General features: G+C 45.1%; 16 protein-coding genes. 8 read left to right on the top strand and 8 right to left on the bottom strand.

Annotated elements, in window-relative coordinates; all coding sequences use genetic code 11:
• The first annotated feature begins 12 nt into the window (after positions 1-12).
• The 3 genes from Q0L00_RS06780 (at position 13) to Q0L00_RS06790 (ending at position 2,092) form a co-directional block, all read left to right on the top strand.
• Positions 13-975: a transketolase C-terminal domain-containing protein gene (locus Q0L00_RS06780; protein ID WP_297336116.1), complete on the top strand. Its 963-nt coding sequence runs from the start codon at positions 13-15 to the stop codon at positions 973-975.
• 184 nt (positions 976-1,159) lie between these two features.
• Positions 1,160-1,696, top strand: a complete 537-nt coding sequence (locus tag Q0L00_RS06785; RefSeq protein ID WP_297336117.1) for a GNAT family N-acetyltransferase — start codon at positions 1,160-1,162, stop codon at positions 1,694-1,696.
• Between the two features lie 108 nt (positions 1,697-1,804).
• A complete protein-coding gene (locus tag Q0L00_RS06790) occupies positions 1,805-2,092 on the top strand; it encodes a hypothetical protein (protein ID WP_297336118.1) in 288 nt (95 codons plus the stop codon).
• A gap of 105 nt (positions 2,093-2,197) precedes the next feature.
• On the opposite strand, the gene Q0L00_RS06795 is transcribed toward Q0L00_RS06790, so the two are convergent.
• Positions 2,198-3,151, bottom strand: a complete 954-nt coding sequence (locus tag Q0L00_RS06795) for a nitrilase family protein (protein ID WP_297336119.1) — start codon at positions 3,149-3,151, stop codon at positions 2,198-2,200.
• Between the two features lie 282 nt (positions 3,152-3,433).
• Here Q0L00_RS06795 and Q0L00_RS06800 point away from each other — a divergent pair, with 282 nt between their 5' ends.
• Together Q0L00_RS06800 and Q0L00_RS06805 are read left to right on the top strand one after the other, a co-directional pair.
• Positions 3,434-6,661, top strand: coding sequence for a S41 family peptidase (locus tag Q0L00_RS06800; protein ID WP_297336120.1), 3,228 nt, complete (start codon positions 3,434-3,436; stop codon positions 6,659-6,661).
• Between the two features lie 225 nt (positions 6,662-6,886).
• Positions 6,887-8,227, top strand: coding sequence for an amidohydrolase family protein (locus Q0L00_RS06805; RefSeq protein WP_297336121.1), 1,341 nt, complete (start codon positions 6,887-6,889; stop codon positions 8,225-8,227).
• A gap of 71 nt (positions 8,228-8,298) precedes the next feature.
• Here Q0L00_RS06805 and Q0L00_RS06810 read toward each other — a convergent pair whose 3' ends face one another.
• Positions 8,299-10,875 carry a TonB-dependent receptor gene (locus tag Q0L00_RS06810; RefSeq protein ID WP_297336122.1) on the bottom strand — a complete coding sequence of 859 codons (2,577 nt, stop codon included), beginning with the start codon at positions 10,873-10,875 and terminating at the stop codon, positions 8,299-8,301.
• Positions 10,876-10,969: 94 nt separating this feature from the next.
• Here Q0L00_RS06810 and Q0L00_RS06815 point away from each other — a divergent pair, with 94 nt between their 5' ends.
• From Q0L00_RS06815 to Q0L00_RS06825, 3 genes are all read left to right on the top strand, one after another.
• Positions 10,970-11,275, top strand: coding sequence for a hypothetical protein (locus Q0L00_RS06815; RefSeq protein WP_297336123.1), 306 nt, complete (start codon positions 10,970-10,972; stop codon positions 11,273-11,275).
• 81 nt (positions 11,276-11,356) lie between these two features.
• A complete protein-coding gene (locus Q0L00_RS06820; RefSeq protein WP_297336124.1) occupies positions 11,357-13,813 on the top strand; it encodes a TonB-dependent receptor in 2,457 nt (818 codons plus the stop codon).
• A 15-nt stretch (positions 13,814-13,828) separates the two neighbouring features.
• Positions 13,829-15,127: a PepSY-associated TM helix domain-containing protein gene (locus tag Q0L00_RS06825; protein WP_297336125.1), complete on the top strand. Its 1,299-nt coding sequence runs from the start codon at positions 13,829-13,831 to the stop codon at positions 15,125-15,127.
• 75 nt (positions 15,128-15,202) lie between these two features.
• Here Q0L00_RS06825 and Q0L00_RS06830 read toward each other — a convergent pair whose 3' ends face one another.
• From Q0L00_RS06830 to nosZ, 6 genes are read right to left on the bottom strand one after another with little or no spacing between them, the layout of a single operon-like run.
• Positions 15,203-15,970, bottom strand: coding sequence for an ABC transporter permease subunit (locus Q0L00_RS06830; protein WP_297336126.1), 768 nt, complete (start codon positions 15,968-15,970; stop codon positions 15,203-15,205).
• Entirely contained in the window at positions 15,963-16,706 is a 744-nt protein-coding gene (locus Q0L00_RS06835) for an ABC transporter ATP-binding protein (RefSeq protein ID WP_297336127.1), read from the bottom strand. Before Q0L00_RS06835 ends, Q0L00_RS06830 begins: the two co-directional genes overlap by 8 nt.
• Complete coding sequence (locus tag Q0L00_RS06840) at positions 16,693-17,931, bottom strand: nitrous oxide reductase family maturation protein NosD (protein WP_297336128.1); 1,239 nt, start codon at positions 17,929-17,931, stop codon at positions 16,693-16,695. The genes Q0L00_RS06835 and Q0L00_RS06840 overlap by 14 nt, the downstream gene beginning before the upstream one ends.
• A gap of 21 nt (positions 17,932-17,952) precedes the next feature.
• Entirely contained in the window at positions 17,953-18,387 is a 435-nt protein-coding gene (locus Q0L00_RS06845; RefSeq protein WP_297336129.1) for a nitrous oxide reductase accessory protein NosL, read from the bottom strand.
• 40 nt (positions 18,388-18,427) lie between these two features.
• Positions 18,428-19,006: a hypothetical protein gene (locus Q0L00_RS06850; protein WP_297336130.1), complete on the bottom strand. Its 579-nt coding sequence runs from the start codon at positions 19,004-19,006 to the stop codon at positions 18,428-18,430.
• Positions 19,007-19,064: 58 nt separating this feature from the next.
• The gene (nosZ, locus tag Q0L00_RS06855; protein WP_297336131.1) at positions 19,065-21,023 is read right to left on the bottom strand and encodes a Sec-dependent nitrous-oxide reductase; all 1,959 of its coding nucleotides are present in this window, start codon (positions 21,021-21,023) and stop codon (positions 19,065-19,067) included.
• Positions 21,024-21,109: the final 86 nt, after the last annotated feature.

Below are 21,109 nucleotides of genomic sequence, written 5' to 3' on the forward strand. Positions count from 1 at the left end.
CAACAGAACATCATGAGCTTAGATTTAAAATTCAACTATACAGAAAAAAAAGATACCCGATCCGGATTTGGTGACGGATTGCTGGAAGCCGGGCGTAGAAACCCCAATGTTGTCGGACTCTGTGCCGACTTGATCGGTTCGCTAAAAATGGGGGCTTTCCAAAAGGAATTTCCCGAGCGTTTTTTCCAGACCGGAATCGCCGAAGCCAATATGATTGGTTTAGCAGCGGGGATGGCCACCTCCGGAAAAATTCCTTTTACCGGAACGTTCGCCAATTTCTCCACCGGTCGGGTTTATGATCAGATCCGCCAATCGGTGGCGTATTCCGACAAAAATGTCAAAATCTGTGCCTCTCACGCAGGCTTGACCTTAGGGGAAGATGGGGCCACTCATCAGATCCTTGAGGACATGGGTATGATGAAAATGCTGCCCCATATGACCGTGATCAACCCTTGTGACTACAATCAAACCAAAGCGGCGACTTTGGCGATTGCCGAATACGAAGGTCCGGTCTACTTGCGTTTTGGTCGTCCAAGCTGGCCGATCTTCACCCCTTCGGATCAGAAATTTGAGATCGGAAAGGCCTGGAAAATGATCGATGGAAAAGACGTCTCCATTTTCGCCACCGGCCATTTGGTTTGGGAAGCCGTTGTCGCAGAAGCCATGCTTCGACAGGAAGGGATTTCTGCCGAGGTAATCAATATTCATACGATCAAACCTTTAGATGAAGAGGCAATCTTGGAGTCAGTAAAAAAGACAGGCTGTGCGGTAGCTGCCGAAGAGCATCAAATCAACGGGGGTTTGGGGGATAGCATTGCCCAGACCTTGATCAGAAATAACCCTGCACCCTTAGAATATGTAGCGGTTAATGACAGCTTTGGGGAGTCTGGAACACCGACCGAATTGTTGGAAAAATACGGCTTGAATGCCGAAAATATCGTTAAGGCCGTAAAACGAGCCTTAGCAAGAAAATAAACGTTAAAACCTTGCCCAAGGGTTTAGCTAAACCAAAACCTCCGAGACCTGCCTAATGACAGCAATCGGAGGTTTTTTCTTTTATGGCCACCACCCGAATTCAGGCTGAAGCCTTCCCCTTATTCTTTCCTTCCAAATCGCTATACCCGTTTTTTTATTTCCTCAATTTCTCCAATTTTAGCCCATGATCACCCTTTCTGAACACCTTCAACTGACAACGATCACCCCATCGGATTCAGCACTTCTTTATCAACTGATGAACCGCATCTACAAGGCCGCTTATGCGGAATTTTGGGAAGATGGTGGCAATTGGTATGTGGATTTAATTTACCATGAGGAGAATGTGAAAAAGGAGCTTACCAGAAGCAGAACAAATTATTTTTTTGTGGAATGGAAAAAGGAAAAAGTGGGAATATTAAAATATGATTTCCCCTTTTCGCCTCGGGTAATCGACATTTCCAATGCCATGAAACTCCACCGGCTTTACTTGGACCCTTCCACCCATGGCAAAGGGGTGGCGAGCTTGTTACTCGAGCACTGCACACAAGTCGCCAAAACAGCCCAGTTGGAATATATCTGGTTGGAGGCCATGTCTTGCAAACCCCAGGCCAAGCGATTTTATGAGAAAAACGGGTTCGAGCAAGTTCTAAGCTATACTCTAGATTTTGAACAACTTTATCCTCAATACCGGCAAATTGAGATCATGCAAAAGCGAGTTTGAAGAAAACATTTCGGACGGTTGACGCCATCAACTCCAGGCAATTGAATACTGAAATTTTTGGTTTCTAGTTACCCTTTATTTTTTTCCGAACTTTGCAAAAGACTTCCCATGAAGAGCCTAAGCCAACTCAAAATCAATGGCTTTCCCGGATTTAACTCAATCACCTTAACGGTACAAGGCCTGATTGGTAAGTGGCTTTATTTTTTTGGGATAGAACGTTCCCTCCAGATCCTAATGTTTAATCAAAATGTAAGTAGCTCCCAATTCTTTCCGGGTATGATTATTTGGGATGATGTCCCCCAACCATTTCTACCTCAACTGAATGTTGGAAAGTACAAGTTCTCCATCCTATCCTATCCCAATAAGCTACAGGTTGAACTTTTGGATCAATTTTAATTAGCCCCCTGGCGAATCCGATGGGTTTTAAATCGTTCAAAAAGGTATTGTAATTTTCTAGCTCTTATCTTTTGATTCTCACTTCAAATATTAAATCCTCACCGGTCAACTCTCCTTCCCCAACCAAGCCACCTGCTGTTCGGATTGATGATCCTGAGTTAAAATATCCCGATAGTGTTCTGGTCTTCGAGCCTGGAGGTAACGATGACCCCCTGCTTGGGTGAGTTTTTCAGGGACTAGGGTAGCAATCTCAAAACTATCCTCGAAACTTCTACACTCCACTAACCTATCCCCAAAAGGATCCAAAATCATGGAGCATCCATTTTTCAATTGATCATCATCCATGCCAATGGGATTGGAGAATACGGCATATACTGCATTATCATAAGCACGGGCAGGCAGCCATTTCATCAGCCAGGCTCTCCCCTTCAGTCCATCAAATTCCATTCGAAGCGAAGTCGGATCCGCCTCTCGGTTTTCCCAAAGCTTAGGGTCTACAAAACCCGCCCCGGGCCGGGTTGAAGGCGTACACATGGTCACGTGGGGCATGAAAATGACAGCTGCTCCCAATAATTTGGTAGCCCGGACATTCTCGATGATATTATTGTCATAACAGATCAGAATCCCGCATTTCCAACCCAACAAATCAAAAACGACGTAGCGATTTCCTGGACTTAAATCGGGATGAATGAACGGATGAAGCTTCCTGTATTTGGCAAGCATCCCCTCCTGATTTACACAGATATAGGTATTATAAACCTTTCCGTTTTCGTCTTTTTCAAACAATCCTGCCAGAATCACAATCTCATTCCTTTTTGAAATCTCCACCAGCCGTTGGACTGACTCTCCCTCAGGGACCAGTTCCGCCTCCCCTAAGAGCTGGGCTTTACTCAACTTTCTGGCGTAAGAATATCCACTGATGCAACATTCATGAAAGGCAATCACCTGCGCTCCTTTTTTTGCCGCCTGGGCGGAAAGCTTATCAATCACGGATAGGTTGTATTCTTTATCTCCGCTTCGATTTTCGAATTGGGCAGTGGCAATTTTGATGGGCTTCATGGGTTGATTTTTTTCTGATCCATTAAACTAAAGAATCGAAATGAAGGGAAAAAAGGAAAATTGACAGCTGGTCACTAAAAACCGAATGACTTATGGTTAAAGCGAGTGGTATTTTAGGCTCAACCCCCACAGCTAAAATGAAAATTGCCCGATGCCTCATTCGTAGCTACTCGTATACCTCGACCTTTTTTCTTGAATTGGATTGCACGGGGTAATCCATCGGCGGTTAGATTTCTTCTAATTTTTGACCTATTTTTATTCAATCCCAAATCCAATCTTATTATGAAAAAACTCATTACCCTTTTGATCTGCGGTTCGCTCAGCATCCTGGCATTGGGTCAAGGCACCCAATTGCTTCGACAACCCACACTGAGTCAATCCGAGATCGTTTTTGTCTATGCCAATGATCTCTGGAAAGTCTCACGGGAGGGCGGACAAGCCATTCGCCTAACCAGCAATGAGGGAGAAGAAAGTTTTCCTCATTTTTCTCCTGATGGATCCCAGATCGCATTTACCGGAGAATATGATGGTAATACCGATGTGTACCTGATTCCTGCCAGCGGAGGCGAACCCCAGCGCTTGACCTGGCACCCTGGGGCAGATCTTGTGACCGGATGGAGTCCAGATGGTCAATCAGTGATTTTTAGTTCGGCACGAGAAGGCCATGCCACCGAAGAAAGTAAGTTTTTTCAAATTTCCTCAACAGGTGGAATGCCGGAGGCCCTGGCTATCCCCCGTGCAGTAACCGGTGAAATTTCTCCAGACGGAAATCATATCGCCTATCAACAGATTTCATTTTGGGATCCGGAATGGCGAAACCACCGGGGGGGTCAAGCCAAACCCATCTGGATTGTCGATACGAAGGATCTTTCCCTAAAAATGACCCCACAAACCGACAATGAGCGCCACACCGATCCGGTTTGGTTCAAAAACAAAGTTTTTTACATCTCCGAGCGGGATTACCTGGCTAACCTCTGGTCCTATGACCCTGAGACGGGAACAGAAAAGCAGGAGACATTTCTCAAAGATTTTGACATCAAAAATATTGATGCGGGACCGGATGCCCTGATTTTGGAGCAAGGTGGTTATTTGCATCTCTATTATCCAACCGATGGGGCCCTGAAGCAAGTCGAAATAGAGGTCAATGGAGATTTTCATTGGGCTCGTGAACGATGGGTAGATGTATCGGCCAACCAGCTTCAAAACCCTTACCTTTCCCCGACAGGGCAACGAGCAACATTTGAATTTCGCGGAGAAATCATCACAGTTCCCAAAGAAAACGGGGCGGGAAGAAATATCACCAATACGTCCAGTTCTGCAGAGCGCTCTCCGGCTTGGTCCCCTGACGGGCAGCAAATTGCCTATTTTTCAGATGCTTCTGGGGAATATGAATTAGTCATTACTGACCAAACCGGTAGCAGAATTGAAAAGACTATTTCGATTCCAGATCCAAGTTTTTTCTTCAAACCCGAATGGGCTCCTGATGGAAAGCATTTGGCTTTTACCGATACCGATTACAACATCTGGGTAGTCAATCTGGAAAGCGAAAATGCTCGAATCGTCGATACAGACCGTTTTGCCCATCCCAATCGGTCCATGAATCCAGTTTGGTCTCCGGACGGCAAATGGATTGCCTATGCCCGTCTGATGGATAATCAATTCAAGTCCATTTTTGTCTTCAATGTAGAAACCAACCAAAAGATCCAGATTAGTGATCAATTAGCCGATGCGATCTCCCCAGTTTGGGACCAAAGCGGTAAGTATTTGTACTTCCTAGCTTCTACCAATTTTGGGCTGAATACGGGTTGGTTGGATATGAGCAGTTACGATAGACCGGTAACACGAAATCTTTATTTTGCCATCCTGGATGCCAATGAAAAATCTCCACTTCTGCCTCAAAGTGATGAGGAAATAGCAAAAGCTGAAGAAAAGAAAGAAAATGAAGAAACTATCACAGTAAAAATCGATGAAGAAAATCTGGATCGCCGAATTGTAGCGGTGGATATTCCGGAAAGAAATTACATCGGTTTGGCAGCAGGACCTTCCAATACTGTCTTTTACATGGAAAGTATTCCCAACGAAGGCACTACCCTGAAAAAGTACGACTTAAATAAACGTAAATCGGAGGATTTTCTTCCCCGAGTCAATCAAGTAGTGGTTTCCAAAGACCGAAAATCCATGCTCTATCAGTCTGGGGGTACCTGGGGAATTATTGAAACGAGCGGATCGGGTAAGAAAATCGGTGATGGCGCATTGAAAGCGATTTCTTCCATGAAAGTAAAGGTTCATCCACAGGAAGAATGGCAGCAAATCTATCGGGAAGGCTGGCGCTATCAGCGGGATTTTTTGTACGTGGACAATGTTCACGGAGCGCCTTGGGATGAAATCTACGAATGGTACAAACCCTGGGTGGATCATGTCAGGCACCGCACAGATATGAATTACATCATCGATATTTTGGGTGGAGAAGTGGCCGTGGGTCATTCCTACACCAGAGGTGGAGATTTCCCTGAAATTGATCGGATCCCCATCGGATTGTTGGGAGCGGATTTTGAACTGGAAAATGGCCACTTCCGCATCAGCAAAATCTACAATGGAGAAAGTTGGAATCCCAATCTCACCGCTCCTTTGGCCCATCCCGGCAATGAAGCCCAGGTGGGTGACTATCTGGTAGCGGTAAATGGGCAAGAGATTTCACCCAATTCCAACCTCTACACCTACTTTGAGGGAACAGCCAACCAATACACCACCGTGCACCTGAATAGCAAACCTGGAATGGACGGTGCACGAATGATTTCCACGGTCCCAGTAGCCAATGAAGGACAGCTCCGCATGATGGATTGGGTAGAAGGAAACAGACGCAAAGTAGAGGAGCTTTCTGAGGGTAAGTTAGCCTATGTGTATGTTCCAAATACCGGACAACCTGGCTACACCTACTTTAACCGCTATTATTTTGCCCAGCAAGACAAAAAAGGGGCTGTCATCGATGAGCGAAATAATGGTGGCGGTTCGGCAGCCGACTACATGGTGGATATTATGGCTAGAGAACTACACGGCTATTTCAATTCTCGAGCTAACGACCACCGTCCCTTTACCACTCCCATGTCAGGCATTTGGGGTCCCAAAGTCATGCTCATTAATGAGCGCGCGGGTTCAGGGGGTGATTTGCTTCCCTATCTGTTTAATAAGATGGAAATCGGACCACTGATTGGAACCAAAACCTGGGGAGGATTAGTGGGGACTTGGGATACACCTCCGTTTATTGATGGGGGGCGAATGGTAGCACCACGAGGAGGATTCTATGATGTAAATGGAGAATGGGCCGTTGAGGGCGTAGGAATTTCCCCGGATATTGCCGTAGAGCAAACTCCAAAGCAGGTAGCTGCCAGAGGAGATCCCCAGTTGGAAAGAGCCGTTCAGGAGGCCTTGAAATTACTCGAAACCGAGGGAATTGAACTAAAGCCTGAACCTGCTCCACCGATTCGATATTTTAGACCGAAAGGAAATTAAGATCGATGATTTGAGGCTAATACCTGCTGAATGGACCATTCAGCAGGTTTTTTTCTAAATCAACCCTAGATCGCTTTTTCCTTGGTCAGCGGGTAAAAAACTGCTAAGATCCCCCCTTTTACTACCAAAGATTTTTAGGTGCTTGGTAAAAAAATAGGAACCAAAACCCCCAGTATATCTGATTTTTCCCTATTTTGAAACATCGATCTTTAACCTGATTTCTTTATGAAAAAGCTTTTACCTACCTACTTTTTTTTCTTCCTCCTGATTTGCTTCACTTTCGAATTGAAAGCTCAAACTGAATCCCTGATTTTAATCAACAACGTCGAAATTTTTGACGGGAAATCAAACCAAACCCAAATAGGAAATCTCCTAATCCGAGGAAATAAAATCGATCGGATTTCTTCCTCTCCCATCCCTGTCCCTGCAAACACCGCGGTGACCCGCATCGATGGAAAAGGTAAATTCCTGATGCCCGGCTTAATCGATGCGCATTATCATGCCATGTTTGCTACCCTTTCCCAAGTGGCTTTATTGACTGCTGACATTGGCTTTGTCAATTTGGTAGCCGGTAAAAATGCGGAAAACCTACTCCAAAGCGGTTTTACCAGTATTCGTGATTTAGGAGGGCCTATCTTCGGATTGAAAATGGGCATAGACCGAGGAATCATTCCCGGTCCACGAATTTGGCCATCGGGAGCTTTTATTTCCCAAACAGGTGGACATGGCGATTTTCGTTTTCCCAATGATATTCCAACCGATCCCAACCGTGGCTTGAGCTATGCCGAGCGCATCAATGCAGCCGCTATTGCGGACTCCCCGGATGCGGTTCGCTTACGAACAAGGGAGCAACTGATGCTGGGAGCATCTCAGGTAAAACTCATGGCAGGCGGAGGAGTTTCTTCCCTCTACGATCCACTCGATGTCACCCAATATACCGAAGCCGAAATCCGGGCGGCAGTGGAAGCCGCTGAAAATTGGGGAACCTATGTGACCGTACATGCCTACACCCCACGAGCCATTCAACAGGCGATCCGCGCCGGGGTCAAATGCATTGACCATGGCCAACTTATCGATGAAGAAACGGTCAAAATGATGGTAGAGCATGAGGTATTTTGGAGTTTGCAACCCTTTATTGATGAAGGAGACAAAGGAGTACTAAGCCCAGAGAGTCGTGCCAAACAACTCGAAATGTATCAAGGAACAGACACTGCTTTTGAACTGGCAAAAAAGTACCAGATGAAAATCGCCTACGGTACCGATGTGCTTTTTGATGCTCAAAAGGCTGCTCAGCCCGGAGCGCAGCTCCTTAAAATGAAACGTTGGTTTTCCAATTTGGAAATTCTGAAAATGGCAACCGGAAACAATGGCAGCTTATTGGCCCTTTCAGGAAAAAGAAGCCCTTACGCCGGTAAGCTGGGAGTCATTGAGGAAGGGGCCTTAGCCGATATCCTGATTTTTGAGGAAAGCATGATCCAGAATTTAGAACAAATCCTAAAGCCAAAGGAAACGATCAAATTCATTCTCAAAGACGGAAGAATCATTAAAAATCAACTTGAAAATTGATTTTAGACTAAGCAGGAAGGCTTCTACTCCTCAAAATCCGACTCCAAAAAGAACCTCCAGGCAGCCTGCTTCTACTTAAAGTTCACCGTAAATTGCGCTCCTATCATCCGAGGCGGACCAGCAATAAATGTGGGAATTCCAAAAGCCCCGCCTGTATTGCCCGCATCAATGCTATAAGATTCATCCCAAGCATTATTGGCAAAAAGCATCAAGTCGTATTTTTGATTGAAATTGAGTCCTAACCGAAGATTAAGCAGTCCATAGGCTCCCTGCTCAATCCCTGCAAGGTTGGTCTCCTCGAAAAACACCCGTGACTTATAGCTGTAAGTTGGCCTAAAATAGATCAGACTTTTTTCCATAAACCGAAGACCGAAGTCCAAGCCCGCAGAAAAACTGTGTTTTGGGGTCAAACGAAAGGTGTTTCCGGCCAAATTCTGTGCGTTCCCTTCCGCATCAACTTCATCGAAGCTGGCATCGATAAAGCCATAATTGGCAAAGAAACTAAGATTTTGTAATGCCGCATATCGGAAAGCGGTCTCAAAGCCAAGAGCAGTGGATGCGCCTTCATCCCGGGTATCAATCCGTAAACCGTCCTGATCAGCCACGGCAATACTGGTTTGAAAATTGGAATAGTCGTAGTAGTAGGCATTCAGATCAAAACTTAGGCGGTCATCCGAAGAAAGGGTTTTCACCCCTACTTCATAACTCCAAACAGTTTCTGCATTGAGCACATTGGTCTCTGTGGCTAAGACTTGTACCACATTAGGTCGTCGACCTCGTGCCATATTGCCAAAAAAAGTAGTGCTTGAATTCATTTTATAATCCAGCGCCAATCTTCCCACTGCGGATAAAAATTCTTCCCTGGTTTCCAGTCTTCCGTTAGTCGGAGTGAAAATATTGTTTGCAGACCCTCCCGTCAATATAAAGCCCAATGTCCCTCGCTCCTCGGCTTCCGGGGTATCCAAGGCTCCTGTAATCTGTTCATAGGTTCCACGAAGACCTGCGGTCACACTTAGCTTGGAATTCAAATCATAGGTACCGTCAGCAAAGACCTCATAGGCATAATTTTGCCCAAAATTTGTGCTGACTTCGCGATGATTGGATTTGAGCGGAGCCCCCGCTAAGGGCCCAAAAATAGCCGGCACATTGGGAATGTTATTTACCAGGTTGGCTTGTCCATTGATCACCAAGGGCTCAAATGGAATGGCGGCTAAAAGCTGTTCCTTTACCGGATCAGGAAGTGGAGCCCCACTTATTCCCTCCCTGATAAAAGGAGTGAATAAGGCATACAAACTTCGCTCGTCGCCCTGGTAGGGCAATCGCTGAAATCCATTTTCGTAAAAAAAACTCAAGCCCGTAAACCCTCTGAACCGGGACTCATCGGCAAAGTTGAAACGAAGCTCTTGGCTAAATTGCTTTCCGATGGCCTCCTCCCCCAAAAATAAAGCAGGAGCCGCTGTCCCATCTGAATCAAAGGTTTCAAAAGAATCAAACGCCCGATAGGCGGTAATCGAACTCAAATCCCAAGTTGGACCCAGGGTTTGATTCAACAGAAAAGTGGCTCCCCATACCGAGCGTTCCACCCCCAATTGTCGCCCCCGTTCCAAATCTGCAAATGTATTCGGACGCAAGTCTCCCCCTAAAGGTGCATACGTCCCGCTTTTGAAAGCCGTGCCTGGAGGGCTGTCCTTTTGATAATTGAAAATCAAATCAATGGCCGTGTTTTTTCCCGGAAGATATTTTAGGGCTACACGTCCTGCTCGAGTTTCCTTTCCGTTTAACCTACCTCCGGAAATATTCTCAACATATCCCTCTCTTCCATTATAAATCCCTGCCACTCGAAGAAAAAATTGATCCGAAAGGGGAACATTTACATGTCCGGTTGCCAATCGCTGACCGAAATCCCCCGCACCCAATCGAACTTGGGAGGAAAACCTGTTTTTTGCCTTATTTTGGATCAAATGGATGGCCCCAATCTGAGCCCCTCTACCAAAGAGCGTCCCTTGTGGCCCCTTCAGTACTTCGACCCGCTCCATATCAAATAGCTCCACAACCGAACCCCTGGATTTACTAATCGACACCCCGTCCTGAAAGACCGAAACCCGAGGTTCTACGCGAGAATCCCCATCATCTGAGGTGATCCCACGGATTACAAAACCGGGGTTGTTTACACTTTGAAGTTGTACTTGCAAACCCGGTACAAATTCTGAAAGTGCATCAAATTCAAAGGTATTGGTTCGGGTCAGAAACTCATTGCCATAAGAAGTCACGGCAATGGGCACATTTTTGATCAGTTGACTTCTTCGCTGGGACGTCACTACCAGCCCTTCCAGCTGAATTGCATTGGAAATCAGGGTAAGCTCTAAAGGAGAACTCGATTCTGAAGATACAGAAACTTCAATTTGAAGGGTTGTGAACCCAATGAAACTAACTTCTAAAGAATAGTTTCCTGTTGGAATTTCTTCAAAAAAGAACTGTCCGTTCGTATTGGTAACCGCAGATTTATTTAAGCCCTTCATCATGACCAGAGCACCGGGCAGTACTTCTTTTTTCTCATTCCGAACCGTTCCCTGTAAATTTCCCAAAGATTGCGCGCCTGCATGTAAAAAAAGAAAGAGCAGCAGCACTGAAAGTAAAAGCTGTTTCATAAAGTTAGTTTTTGTTCTTGATAGCCCGCAGGAATCTCGCTCAGGGAATTTTGGCTCTCCGCTTGGACCTTTGAGGTCAAGCTCGATTTTATGCATGGGGTCATTGAATCAAAAATACGGAGGAAAATGCAGTCAACGGTTATCCGGAAATAAATGCTTTGTTATCAAATACAGGATTTCAGCAATGATCTTGCACAGGACTATCCGTGAATTTAAAAAAGCTGAAAAAGGAATTGCAGCCTACCGGCAGGTTGAAAAAGCACTTGCCGTACCACCCGTTCATTTCTACCAACCCCATCGAAAGTATCGGCAACGGTTCGGGTTTCTTCCCATTTCCCATTTTTATTTAAAGAAAACGGTTCATCCAAAGCTCCATCCCCACATGGGGATCGTTAATTAGAAATAGTCTAGATAAAATTTGGATAGATTAAAGTTGCCCCTCTATATTTGTCTCTGTTTAAAATCAATCTAAATAAAAGCAATGAGATACATTATACTGTTCTTTTGGTCAATCCTCATCACCCAGAGTGTATTTGCCCAAACAGGCACCATCAAAGGTAGGGTCACCGACCAAGCAGGCTCACCTTTGGAATTTGTGAATGTCAGCTTGATCGGAACTGGAAAAGGTGCCATCACCGACATAGAAGGGATGTTTTTAATCGACAATGTCCCGAGTGGGGAAGGAACCATAACGATTTCTTCCATCGGTTTTAGTAAAGAAAGTCAGACCTATTCCCTTTCGGCCGGACAGACCTTGGAACTTAACTTTACCTTAACTGAGTCACTTCAGGCTTTGCAAACTGTAGAAATCACCGGAAGACGTGAAATTGGCTACGACAATAAAAAAACCTTTTCGGCTACAAAAACTGCATCCTTGATCAAGGATGTCCCCACATCGATAAACTTTGTCACCAAAGAATTGATGCTGGATCAGGTAGCTTTTACTGTCAACGATGTGGTCAAAAATGTAGCTGGAGTCAATCAATACAGTTTTTACAATGATATTACCATTCGAGGATTTCGAGTACAGGGACAGCAAAACTCAGGTACCCTACTCAATGGAATGCGAACGTTTACCAGTTTTTGGAAACAGCAATTGATCCCTCATATCGAGCGGGTGGAAGTCATCAAAGGACCTGCTTCAGCCCTGTTTGGAAATGCCTCTCCGGGAGGTGCAATAAACCGGGTCACCAAAAAACCTTTGGCTGAATCCCGAAAATCCATCTCCACTTCTGTAGGGAGCTTTAATACCATCCGCACCTTGGCTGACTTCACCGGAGCGATGACCGAGGACGAAAAATTACTTTACCGTTTGAATATTGGATTTGAGAACACCGACGGTTTCCGGGATTTGCAATTCAGTAGAAATCTGGTTCTCGCACCCTCTTTTGCCTTTTTACCTACAGAAAATACCAGTCTAAACTTTGATATCGTCTATCAAGATTCTAAAGGAAGACTGGATCGTGGACAGGCAGCTTTTGGGAATCGAGATTTGTTTACCACTCCCATCACGACTTCCTTGAGTGCGTCCAATGATTACCTTAATGAAAATACGCTCAACGCTACGGTTTCCTTGCGTCACAATTTCTCAGATCGAATCAGTTTCAATAGTACCTATCAGCTTTCCAGCTATACTGAAGACCTCTTAGAGCACCGTACGTCCAATCAGTTTGCAGCTTTGGGGGATGGAAGTATCGATGACACCAAAGTAGCCATGCGTGTATTTATCCGAAAAAGATCCTGGAACAACAACGCCATCAATAATTACCTCAATGCGGATTTTGAGCTAGGCAGTGTCAAAAACACCCTTTTGGTTGGACATGATTACTTCAGACAAGAACAGCTTCCCGGTGGATCACAACTAGAAGCCAGAAGCTATTTGCTTCAAAATGGAGGAACGATCAATTTCTTCAATCCTGCAAATGCCAGCAATTACATTTTAGACGAACAGGGAAACCCAGTAACCAACGTGGCTCATTTTGACCTGACCTCCCCAACGGCTAATGGCATCCGGGATATGAGTAAGTACAGTTACACTACCCGTACCTTTAACCAATTCCTCCAGCAGTCTCATGGAATTTACATCCAAAACCAGTCTGAAATCGGTGATTTGAAAGTTTTGCTTGGATTAAGACAGGAGTATTTTACCGATAACCTCAATTACAATAGCCCCGGGGAAGTGGTGGTGGATCAGAAAGCCCTTTTGCCCCGAGTAGGTTTGGTGTATACCCTTAATCCCTCTATCAACCTTTACGGTACCTTTGTGCAGGGATATCAACCGCAGAGTGCAGCCGCAGTGATCAACCCCGACGCAGGAGGACCCTTCGATCCGCTGACCAGTGAAATGATGGAAGTGGGAGCTAAATCGGAATGGTTCAATAAAAGAGTAAGTGGAACCCTTTCGTTCTACCAGATCGTCGAGCGAGGTGGTTTGTACAATGCCAATGATCCTGCAAACCCGGAGCGACTGGTTCAATTAGGCGAGGAACAGTCTCGTGGCCTCGAGCTCAATGTAACGGGAAACATTCTGCCCAACTGGTCTTTGGTCGCTGGCTACGCTTTTAACGATGCCAAAATCACCGAGGCAGAAAACGAAGCCGTAATTGGAAGGCAAAAACCAAATGCTCCCAAGAATACGGCAAACTTCTGGTCAAAATACATTTTCGAAAATGGTTCCTTAAATGGATTAGGAGTAGGTTTGGGTTACAATTATGTGTCAGATCGATTTGGATCCATCGTTTCAGGAGATCAACCGGATATCTTCCCTTCCTACGGGATTGTAGACGCGGCCTTGTATTACAAGTTGGACAAAGTACAGTTTCAAGTCAATGTCAATAACCTCTTCAATGACATCTATTGGGTGGGTGGCTACGATGTCATCCGGGCATTTCCTGGAAGTCCTCGAAGCATTATGACTACTGTTTCCTATACCTTCTAAACCCAACTAAAATCAGTGAAGCTGAATAAACGAGTTTTATTTCAGGTCCATAGCTGGATTGGTATCAAGTTAAGCATACTATTTTTTATAGTATGCTTTTCTGGTACCCTAGCTACCCTGAGCAACGAAATGGATTGGTTATACTATCCCGGCTTAAGAGCTACAAGTGGGGAAGGAAAAAGGGCTCCTTACAATGACCTGGTCCATGCCGTACAGCAGGCTTTTCCCCATGGAGATCTCACCTATTGGATCATGCCCGAAGAACCTTACCTGAATGATATAGCCTATGTTCAAGTAGGAGAACAAAGGCATTATGTATTTGTGGATCCGGTCCAAGCTAAAGTAACAGGAAGTACTACGGTCACTTTCCAACGATTTTTCAGGGATTTTCACTATTACCTCTTTATGCCTTTTTACCAGTTTGGCTATTTCATTGTCCTGGTATTTGCCTTTTTTCTGTTGATCGCCCTGCTTACAGCCTTGGTTTTTTATAAAAAGTGGTGGAAAAAATTCAGCGATCTCAAAACCGGAAAAGGCCCATTGGTTTTCTTTAGAAGCTTACATCGGGTGGTCGGGCTTTGGTCCATTCCCTTTGCCATACTTTTTTCAGTAACGGGGATTTGGTATTTCACCGAGCGTACGAATCTTGCCGAGGTATCCAGCCGCTCCAATCCCCCCTCACCCAAACTCTCTGAAAAAGATCATCCGTTTTCCGATACCATTTCCCTGACGTATCAATACGATTACGATGCGGCAGTAGCTTTGGCTAAACAGGAAATTCCAACCCTTAAAATAGGGGGAATTGTCCCGGGCAACAGCACGAGTAGTCCGATCTACCTTCGAGGAAAAAGCCATGTTCCTTTGGTACGGAAGCGCTCCAATCGGGTATGGATAGATCCGGTTACCCAAAATGTGGCTGGAGTCCAAAAAGCAGAAGAAATACCTACGGTAATGTATCTCAATGATATCGCTGATCCACTTCATTTTGGAAACTGGGGAGGCTTGACCACTAAGCTCATTTGGTTCCTTGCGGGCTTATCCATCTCAGGCCTGATCGTAACCGGTATCTGGATAGCACTCAAGCGTCAACTGAAAAAAGTGATCCAAGATGGCCAACCCGTAGTAGGGTATTGGAAGTACCTCAATTGGGCAATCTCACTGCTGATACTCGGATTTATGTATTATTTTATGCTTTGGCGCTATTCCCTTTCTTGGTCTTCCCTTTCCTTAGTTAGCCTGACTTTAGGACTTTTTGCCGGGCTGATCTGGTATGTATTTGAGTATCGATTGAAAAAATCGGCCAGGAAAGGATAGCTAAAAATCCAACAGGCAAAAGAAAAGGATAAACACCCCAATTCCTAAGACTTGGGGTGTTTCAACCTATCTAACCTAAAAATCACGTTTTTTGAATTTCAGCAAGGCCAGCATCGACGGGAGCAAAACCCAAAGCATGAGCGTTCCTCCTGCAAGCGCAACACCAAAAATTTCAGAGAAAAACTGTTGGAAAAAGGCCCCTGTATAGCCCATCAAAGCTGAAATATCCAATTGCATCAGCATCAATACTCTTCCCAAGTCCACCGGATTGAGCATCATCAAAACCAACGTGGTCTTCTCCAAAGGATAATCAGCAAAACTGTAAATGAGGTAAAGGACCAAGCCATCGTAGACCAGTGAGAAATAAATCCAAAGCGAAAGACTGATTCCAATCGCCTTTGCCTTGTCTCGGGTATACACACTGGCCAAAAAGGCAAATCCTGCAAAAACAGCACTCAGCACCACCCCGACAAGGAGCAAGGTAAGTAAACTGGAGTCTGCTCCCCATACGAACATGGGCAAGCCAAACCCCACAATCAAAGCCAAACTCAGCATCAGTATCACCGCCAAAAGTTGACTCAAAAACACATGAATCCGCTTGACCGGTTGAGCCAGCATCAACTCGATAAATTCCAGGTTATTGAAGAAGTGAGTCGTTGCAAATACCGCTGAAATGAGCGGGACAATCATAATCATAATATTCATCAGACTGAGGGAAACTTTTCCCAAATCATCGGATACCTGATAAATAGAGATGGCGACCAAAACCATAAATAGTGTGTAAATCAGCGCAAAGCGAGATTTCACCATATCGTAGAGTGCGTATTTCAATAGCTTAAACATGACTCAAGGATTTTTTAGCTGTGTTTTTTTTTAATGTCCATTGCATCAGTTTGGCAATGGCTGGAGAAAATCGATCCTCATCGGTGATTTCTTTGAGGCTTTCGATTGTATCTGCAAAGAAGACCTCACCCTCAAATAAGTAAATCGCCCGATTTGTCAATTCTTCCAAATCACTCAAAATGTGAGAAGTGATCAGAATTAACTTCCCTGCCTTCCGCTCTTTTTTGATTTTCTTTTTGAGCACCTCTACTGCGATGGGATCCAATCCGGCGGTAGGTTCGTCTAAAATCAACACATCCGGAAGGAACAGAAAAGCCAAGGCTGCCGAAACCTTCTGTCGTGTTCCTCCCGAGAGGGTTCCCAGCGCCTTATCCTTCATCCTCTCTAATTCGAATTGTTCCATCAGTTCACTATCGTAGCCTTTAATTTCTGGGCGCATATCCTTCATCATGGCAAAGAGTTGCCCGATTTTCATATTGGCCGGATAGCGTCCAATCTGGGGCATGTACCCGATCAAACTTCGATACTGATGATTCCCTTGGACCGGAATTCCCTTGACCAGAATCTCCCCCTGATCCGGAATGACCATGCCAAGGAGAGTCTTAATCAGCGTGGTTTTCCCACTTCCGTTTGGTCCCATGATGGCGTAGCTGTTTCCCAACTCAAAATCCAGGGAAAAGTCTTTGAGTACTTCCAGCTTGCCAAACTTCTTCGATACCTGTTTAACTGAAATCATAAGGCTTCATTTTAGGTGATTCATCCATCATATCCTCCGGAGTCAGGGTGGGTAAAATTTTCTCCATTTTATCGAGTAGATTGACCATAAAACTCCGCCACAAAATGACCGAAGCTGGAATTTTTTCTACAATGACCGAGTATAAATTGATTGGGCGAAAGGGTACATCCCCAAGACTGTCCCGATCCAGGTCATAGCCCTCGTATTTATCCCAATAGTTTTCGGTCAGGGTATTGAGCACCACAGACCCATTGGTACTGATGTCGAATGTATTATTAGTGAAATTATTGGCTTGAAAAAGGTTTTGATCGCAGGATGCCATGAGCTTCAATGCCCAGCCGTTTTCTTGGAAAGTATTTTCTTCAAAGTCTATCCGACTACTGCCTTCCATGTAGATCCCGATGGTATTTTTAAGGAAAATATTTCCAATCACCTTGCTGTCAGCGATATCCTTAAGCAAAATCCCGTAGGAACTCGCCCCCCAATTTTCCTCAAATCGATTTTCTTGCATCAGGACATTTTTGGTGTACATGACTGCCACCCCAGCCCCATTTTGACGAAAGGTATTCCGGATGTAGCTATTATCATGGGCAAACATAAAATGTAAGCCATAGCGCATATTTCGTTCAATTCGGTTTTCCTTGGCTTGAGAATCGGTAACGAACTCCAAATAAATGCCATCCCGGTGTCCAGAAACTTGGTTGTTTGCAATGACCGAATAGGAACATTTCCAGAGGTGAATGCCATTGCCCACTTCAAATTCCCGCTCGGAAGTTGCATTGATCGTATTGCCAAGAATGGTAAGACGCTTGGAGTTGGAGAAGTGAAGTCCAAAAAATGTCTCCTCAAGAATATTATTTCTGATGATACAATCCTGAGAGTCAAAGAACTTGATTCCAGCAGAATCCTCCATATTGGATTTTCCGGTATTGATGATTTTGAGTCCTTCGATGAGAATATCTTTGCCGGCTACTAAAATCACATTTCCTTTTCCTTGTCCATCAAGGACTGGATAATTTTCCCCGATAAGCGAAATAGACTTTCGGATGACGATACCGGATTCGGGATAATGCCCACTTTCCAAAATCACCGTGTCCCCCGGGAGGGCCCGATCCACGCCCCGCTGGATCGATTGGCCGGCTTTAACCCGAATTTGACCTGCATTCAAATCCACCGAAATGCAGCAAAAAAGAAGGAATAACGAGAGGCTTATTAGCTTGTTCATGATTTCTTGAATCTAGTTCAACTATTTGAATTGGGTGACCAATTCTCCCCAAGCGAGGTAAACTCCTCCCTTTTTCATTTTATGATTCTCCAGTAATTCGAAGTCAGGAAAAGCAACGACTTGGCTTGCCATAGGCGTTTTGAATTCATCGGATTTGAGGTAAAAGGCATAATTGGCATCCAATAAGGTCCCGGGGTTAAGGTAATCGGTGACCAAAATATGTTTAAAACTAGAGCCTTGCCCCTCTTCTGAATGCAGGTATTCCATAAGGCAATTCAGGTCATCGAAAATGTAAATTTTGCCTTTTTCGGTTACCAGTTCAGCTCCGAATTTAGGATCCATCAACTTCATCTTGCAATGATGGCAAGCATCTTGACCGTAATTGATGGGCCTGGGATCTGCAGCGCAGGAGGCGAGTAAGACCGCAAGACTGAGGATTGAAAGGAGTTGTTTCATGATTTCTAGGATTAAAGGGTAAGTAGTAAGCAAGAGGAGATTAGGTGATTTTAGTGTTCTTCCTATCTCGGATGATGGCAACCAAAAGCAGAGCCACTCCTCCCATCAAAATCCAACTGCCGGTATCCGGGCCAGAATATGCTAGAAAATTGAGCAGTTCTTTGTAGCCGACCAAGGGAGGCTGATAAGTCATATCCGGCACTTTGATCGCCGCTTTCGGGTCGAGATTATGTCCATAATCATAGCCCCAGAGGTACATGTCTACCAACACGGCCAGGCCAAACAAGCTCATCAAAGCTAAAAACCCGTTGAGGGACCATCGCTTTCCGATCCAAGCGGCCAAAACTCCCAGCCCGAAGAGCACTCCGATGATGTATTTGAGGTAGAGGAATTCGGGAAACATTTCCTCCCCGATATGCTTCATTCCAATGTAGTGATTGACTCCATTGATGGTGTCCACATTGCCACTGAGGTGGTCGATCCAGATTTTCATATTGAGTCCCTCAGGGTATTGAGGAGCCCAAAGACTAATCTGCCAAAGGGGGGTAAAATAGGCTGGAATGATCGTCAAAGCCGCAATCAAAATCAGCAGCCGGTTGGAGTTGGATAGCATTTTCATAGTGAAGGGAGGAAAACCGCCAGCCTTTTATGATTGGCGATTTTCCTGTTAAGTGAACTTATTCAGCGTCTCCTGTCGAATAACTCAGCGGCACATTGGCGCCCTTGGGAGATACCCGGAGGTAACCCTGCATTTCTTGGTGAAGGGCAGAACAGAAGTCTGTACAGTAGAATGGGAATACCCCTACTCGATCGGGAACCCACTTCAGCGTGGAAGTTTCTCCTGGCATAATCAGCAATTCAGCGGTATTGGCACCTTTGATGGCAAATCCATGGGGTACATCCCAGTCTTGCTCCAAATTGGTGACGTGGAAATAAACCTCATCTCCTACGTGAACTCCTTCGATATTATCCGGTCTGAAATTGGATCGGATAGAGGTCATGTACACATGGACTTCATTTCCATTTCGCTCCACACGGGCATCATTGATGCCTTTAAGGGCATGCGGACTTTGGTTATTTTCAATGGGGTAAAATTTGACCTGACGATCTTTGATCAAGCTGGCCGGAAAAGCCTCTGCATAGTGAGGCTCCCCGATGGTAGGGAAGTCCAAAAGCAATTGCATCTTATCTCCTGAAATATCGTAAAGCTGTGCGGAGTGAGCCAATTCCGGACCCGTGGGCAAGTAGCGGTCTTTGGTGATTTTGTTGTAAGCCACCATGTACTTTCCATGCGGTTTTCCAGTAGGTCCTCCAGGTACACTCAAGTGACCCACAGAATAATAAGTAGGCACTCGATCCAAAACCTCTAGGGTTTCAATATTCCACTTTACAATTTCAGAGGACACAAACATGGAGGTGTAGGCATTTCCTTTTCCATCAAATTCAGTGTGCAAGGGGCCTAATCCGGGTTTTTGAACTTCACCATGAAGAACCGATTCGTATTTCAAAACTGGCATTCCGTTGATGTCGCCTTCGAAGTCCCCGTTTTCAATTGCGGCAAGCATTTTTGTGAAGGAAAATACAGGAATGATGGCTGCTAATTTTCCGGAACCGATAATGTATTCCCCTGTAGGATCGGTGTCAGTTCCATGAGGAGACTTGGGACAGGGAATGAAATACACGATATCTTTGAGTACCGTCGGATCAAGCGTTAGTACTTCTTCGATGATTTCTGAGCTTGCAGAGTGGGTTGCCTCATCCCATTTGTTGTGGGCGTATTTTACTTTTCGGGTAGTACCCTTACCTGCTTTGACATATTCTTCCGCTTTTTTCCAGTTAACGGCCATAATAAAATCCTTGTCCTTTTGGGAAGCATTCACTTCCAAAAGCGTATGGGCCATTTCGGTATTGTAAGTAGAAAAGAAAAACCAGCCATGCGATTTGTTTTTACCGGCTCGGGCCAGATCAAAATTGAAAGGAGGTGCTTCGATCTGGAAGGCCAGGTCCATATCCCCATGGGTGGGATCCACACTGATAAAGGAAATGTATCCCTTGAAATTATCCTTGTAGGAGTCGATGGATACGTCCTGCTCTTCCCCTACCGGAACTGAAAATCGGGTACCTGCCACCACATACTCGGTATTTTGAGTGATAAAGGGAGAGGAGTGATTTCCAGCAGAATTGGGAATCTCAATGATTTCTACGGTTTTAAAGGTATTCAAATCCACTCGGGCAATCCGTGGGGTATTATTGGCATTGCCAAAAGCCCATCGGGCATCGTGTTCGGCATTGGTCGTAGAAATGGCGATGTGGTGTAAATCATCCCAAGGAATAAATCCATGAGCAGTATTGAGCATGGGTTTGGTTTCCTCTGAATACCCCCATCCATTTTCCGGATGGACCGAAAATACGGGAAGAATCTTCAAAACCCTTCCTGAAGGAAGACCGACAACGGACATCTGTCCATTAAAGCCACCAGAGACAATGTTGTAAAACTCATCGTGCTCGCCTGGGGCCACATAGACTTTGGAGGCCGCATCTCCTGTGATGGCAGATTGGGCTCCTTTGGGTTTACATCCGGGTGCCAGTGCCACTGCGATTAAGCCAGCGGCAACCAGCCATGTGTGTGTTTTCATGTGTATATATTTGTTTTTTAGCGGTCACATGGAATCTCGCGTTTATAATCACCCCGGTTTGTGAGAGGTACGTCATACTCGATTTC

It is taken from the genome of Algoriphagus sp. (genome assembly GCF_024305035.1).
Taxonomy (GTDB): domain Bacteria; phylum Bacteroidota; class Bacteroidia; order Cytophagales; family Cyclobacteriaceae; genus Algoriphagus.

What these genes read in the sequence shown, in the direction of transcription:
- Q0L00_RS06850 (WP_297336130.1), bottom strand. Translation starts at nt 19,006, where the DNA reads ATGAAAATGCTATCCAACTCCAACCGGCTGCTGATTTTGATTGCGGCT.
- Q0L00_RS06830 (WP_297336126.1), bottom strand. Translation starts at nt 15,970, where the DNA reads ATGTTTAAGCTATTGAAATACGCACTCTACGATATGGTGAAATCTCGC.
- Q0L00_RS06810 (WP_297336122.1), bottom strand. Translation starts at nt 10,875, where the DNA reads ATGAAACAGCTTTTACTTTCAGTGCTGCTGCTCTTTCTTTTTTTACAT.
- Q0L00_RS06815 (WP_297336123.1), top strand. Translation starts at nt 10,970, where the DNA reads ATGGGGTCATTGAATCAAAAATACGGAGGAAAATGCAGTCAACGGTTA.
- Q0L00_RS06845 (WP_297336129.1), bottom strand. Translation starts at nt 18,387, where the DNA reads ATGAAACAACTCCTTTCAATCCTCAGTCTTGCGGTCTTACTCGCCTCC.
- Q0L00_RS06840 (WP_297336128.1), bottom strand. Translation starts at nt 17,931, where the DNA reads ATGAACAAGCTAATAAGCCTCTCGTTATTCCTTCTTTTTTGCTGCATT.
- Q0L00_RS06835 (WP_297336127.1), bottom strand. Translation starts at nt 16,706, where the DNA reads ATGATTTCAGTTAAACAGGTATCGAAGAAGTTTGGCAAGCTGGAAGTA.
- Q0L00_RS06820 (WP_297336124.1), top strand. Translation starts at nt 11,357, where the DNA reads ATGAGATACATTATACTGTTCTTTTGGTCAATCCTCATCACCCAGAGT.
- Q0L00_RS06790 (WP_297336118.1), top strand. Translation starts at nt 1,805, where the DNA reads ATGAAGAGCCTAAGCCAACTCAAAATCAATGGCTTTCCCGGATTTAAC.
- Q0L00_RS06800 (WP_297336120.1), top strand. Translation starts at nt 3,434, where the DNA reads ATGAAAAAACTCATTACCCTTTTGATCTGCGGTTCGCTCAGCATCCTG.
- Q0L00_RS06780 (WP_297336116.1), top strand. Translation starts at nt 13, where the DNA reads ATGAGCTTAGATTTAAAATTCAACTATACAGAAAAAAAAGATACCCGA.
- Q0L00_RS06785 (WP_297336117.1), top strand. Translation starts at nt 1,160, where the DNA reads ATGATCACCCTTTCTGAACACCTTCAACTGACAACGATCACCCCATCG.
- nosZ (WP_297336131.1), bottom strand. Translation starts at nt 21,023, where the DNA reads ATGAAAACACACACATGGCTGGTTGCCGCTGGCTTAATCGCAGTGGCA.
- Q0L00_RS06805 (WP_297336121.1), top strand. Translation starts at nt 6,887, where the DNA reads ATGAAAAAGCTTTTACCTACCTACTTTTTTTTCTTCCTCCTGATTTGC.
- Q0L00_RS06795 (WP_297336119.1), bottom strand. Translation starts at nt 3,151, where the DNA reads ATGAAGCCCATCAAAATTGCCACTGCCCAATTCGAAAATCGAAGCGGA.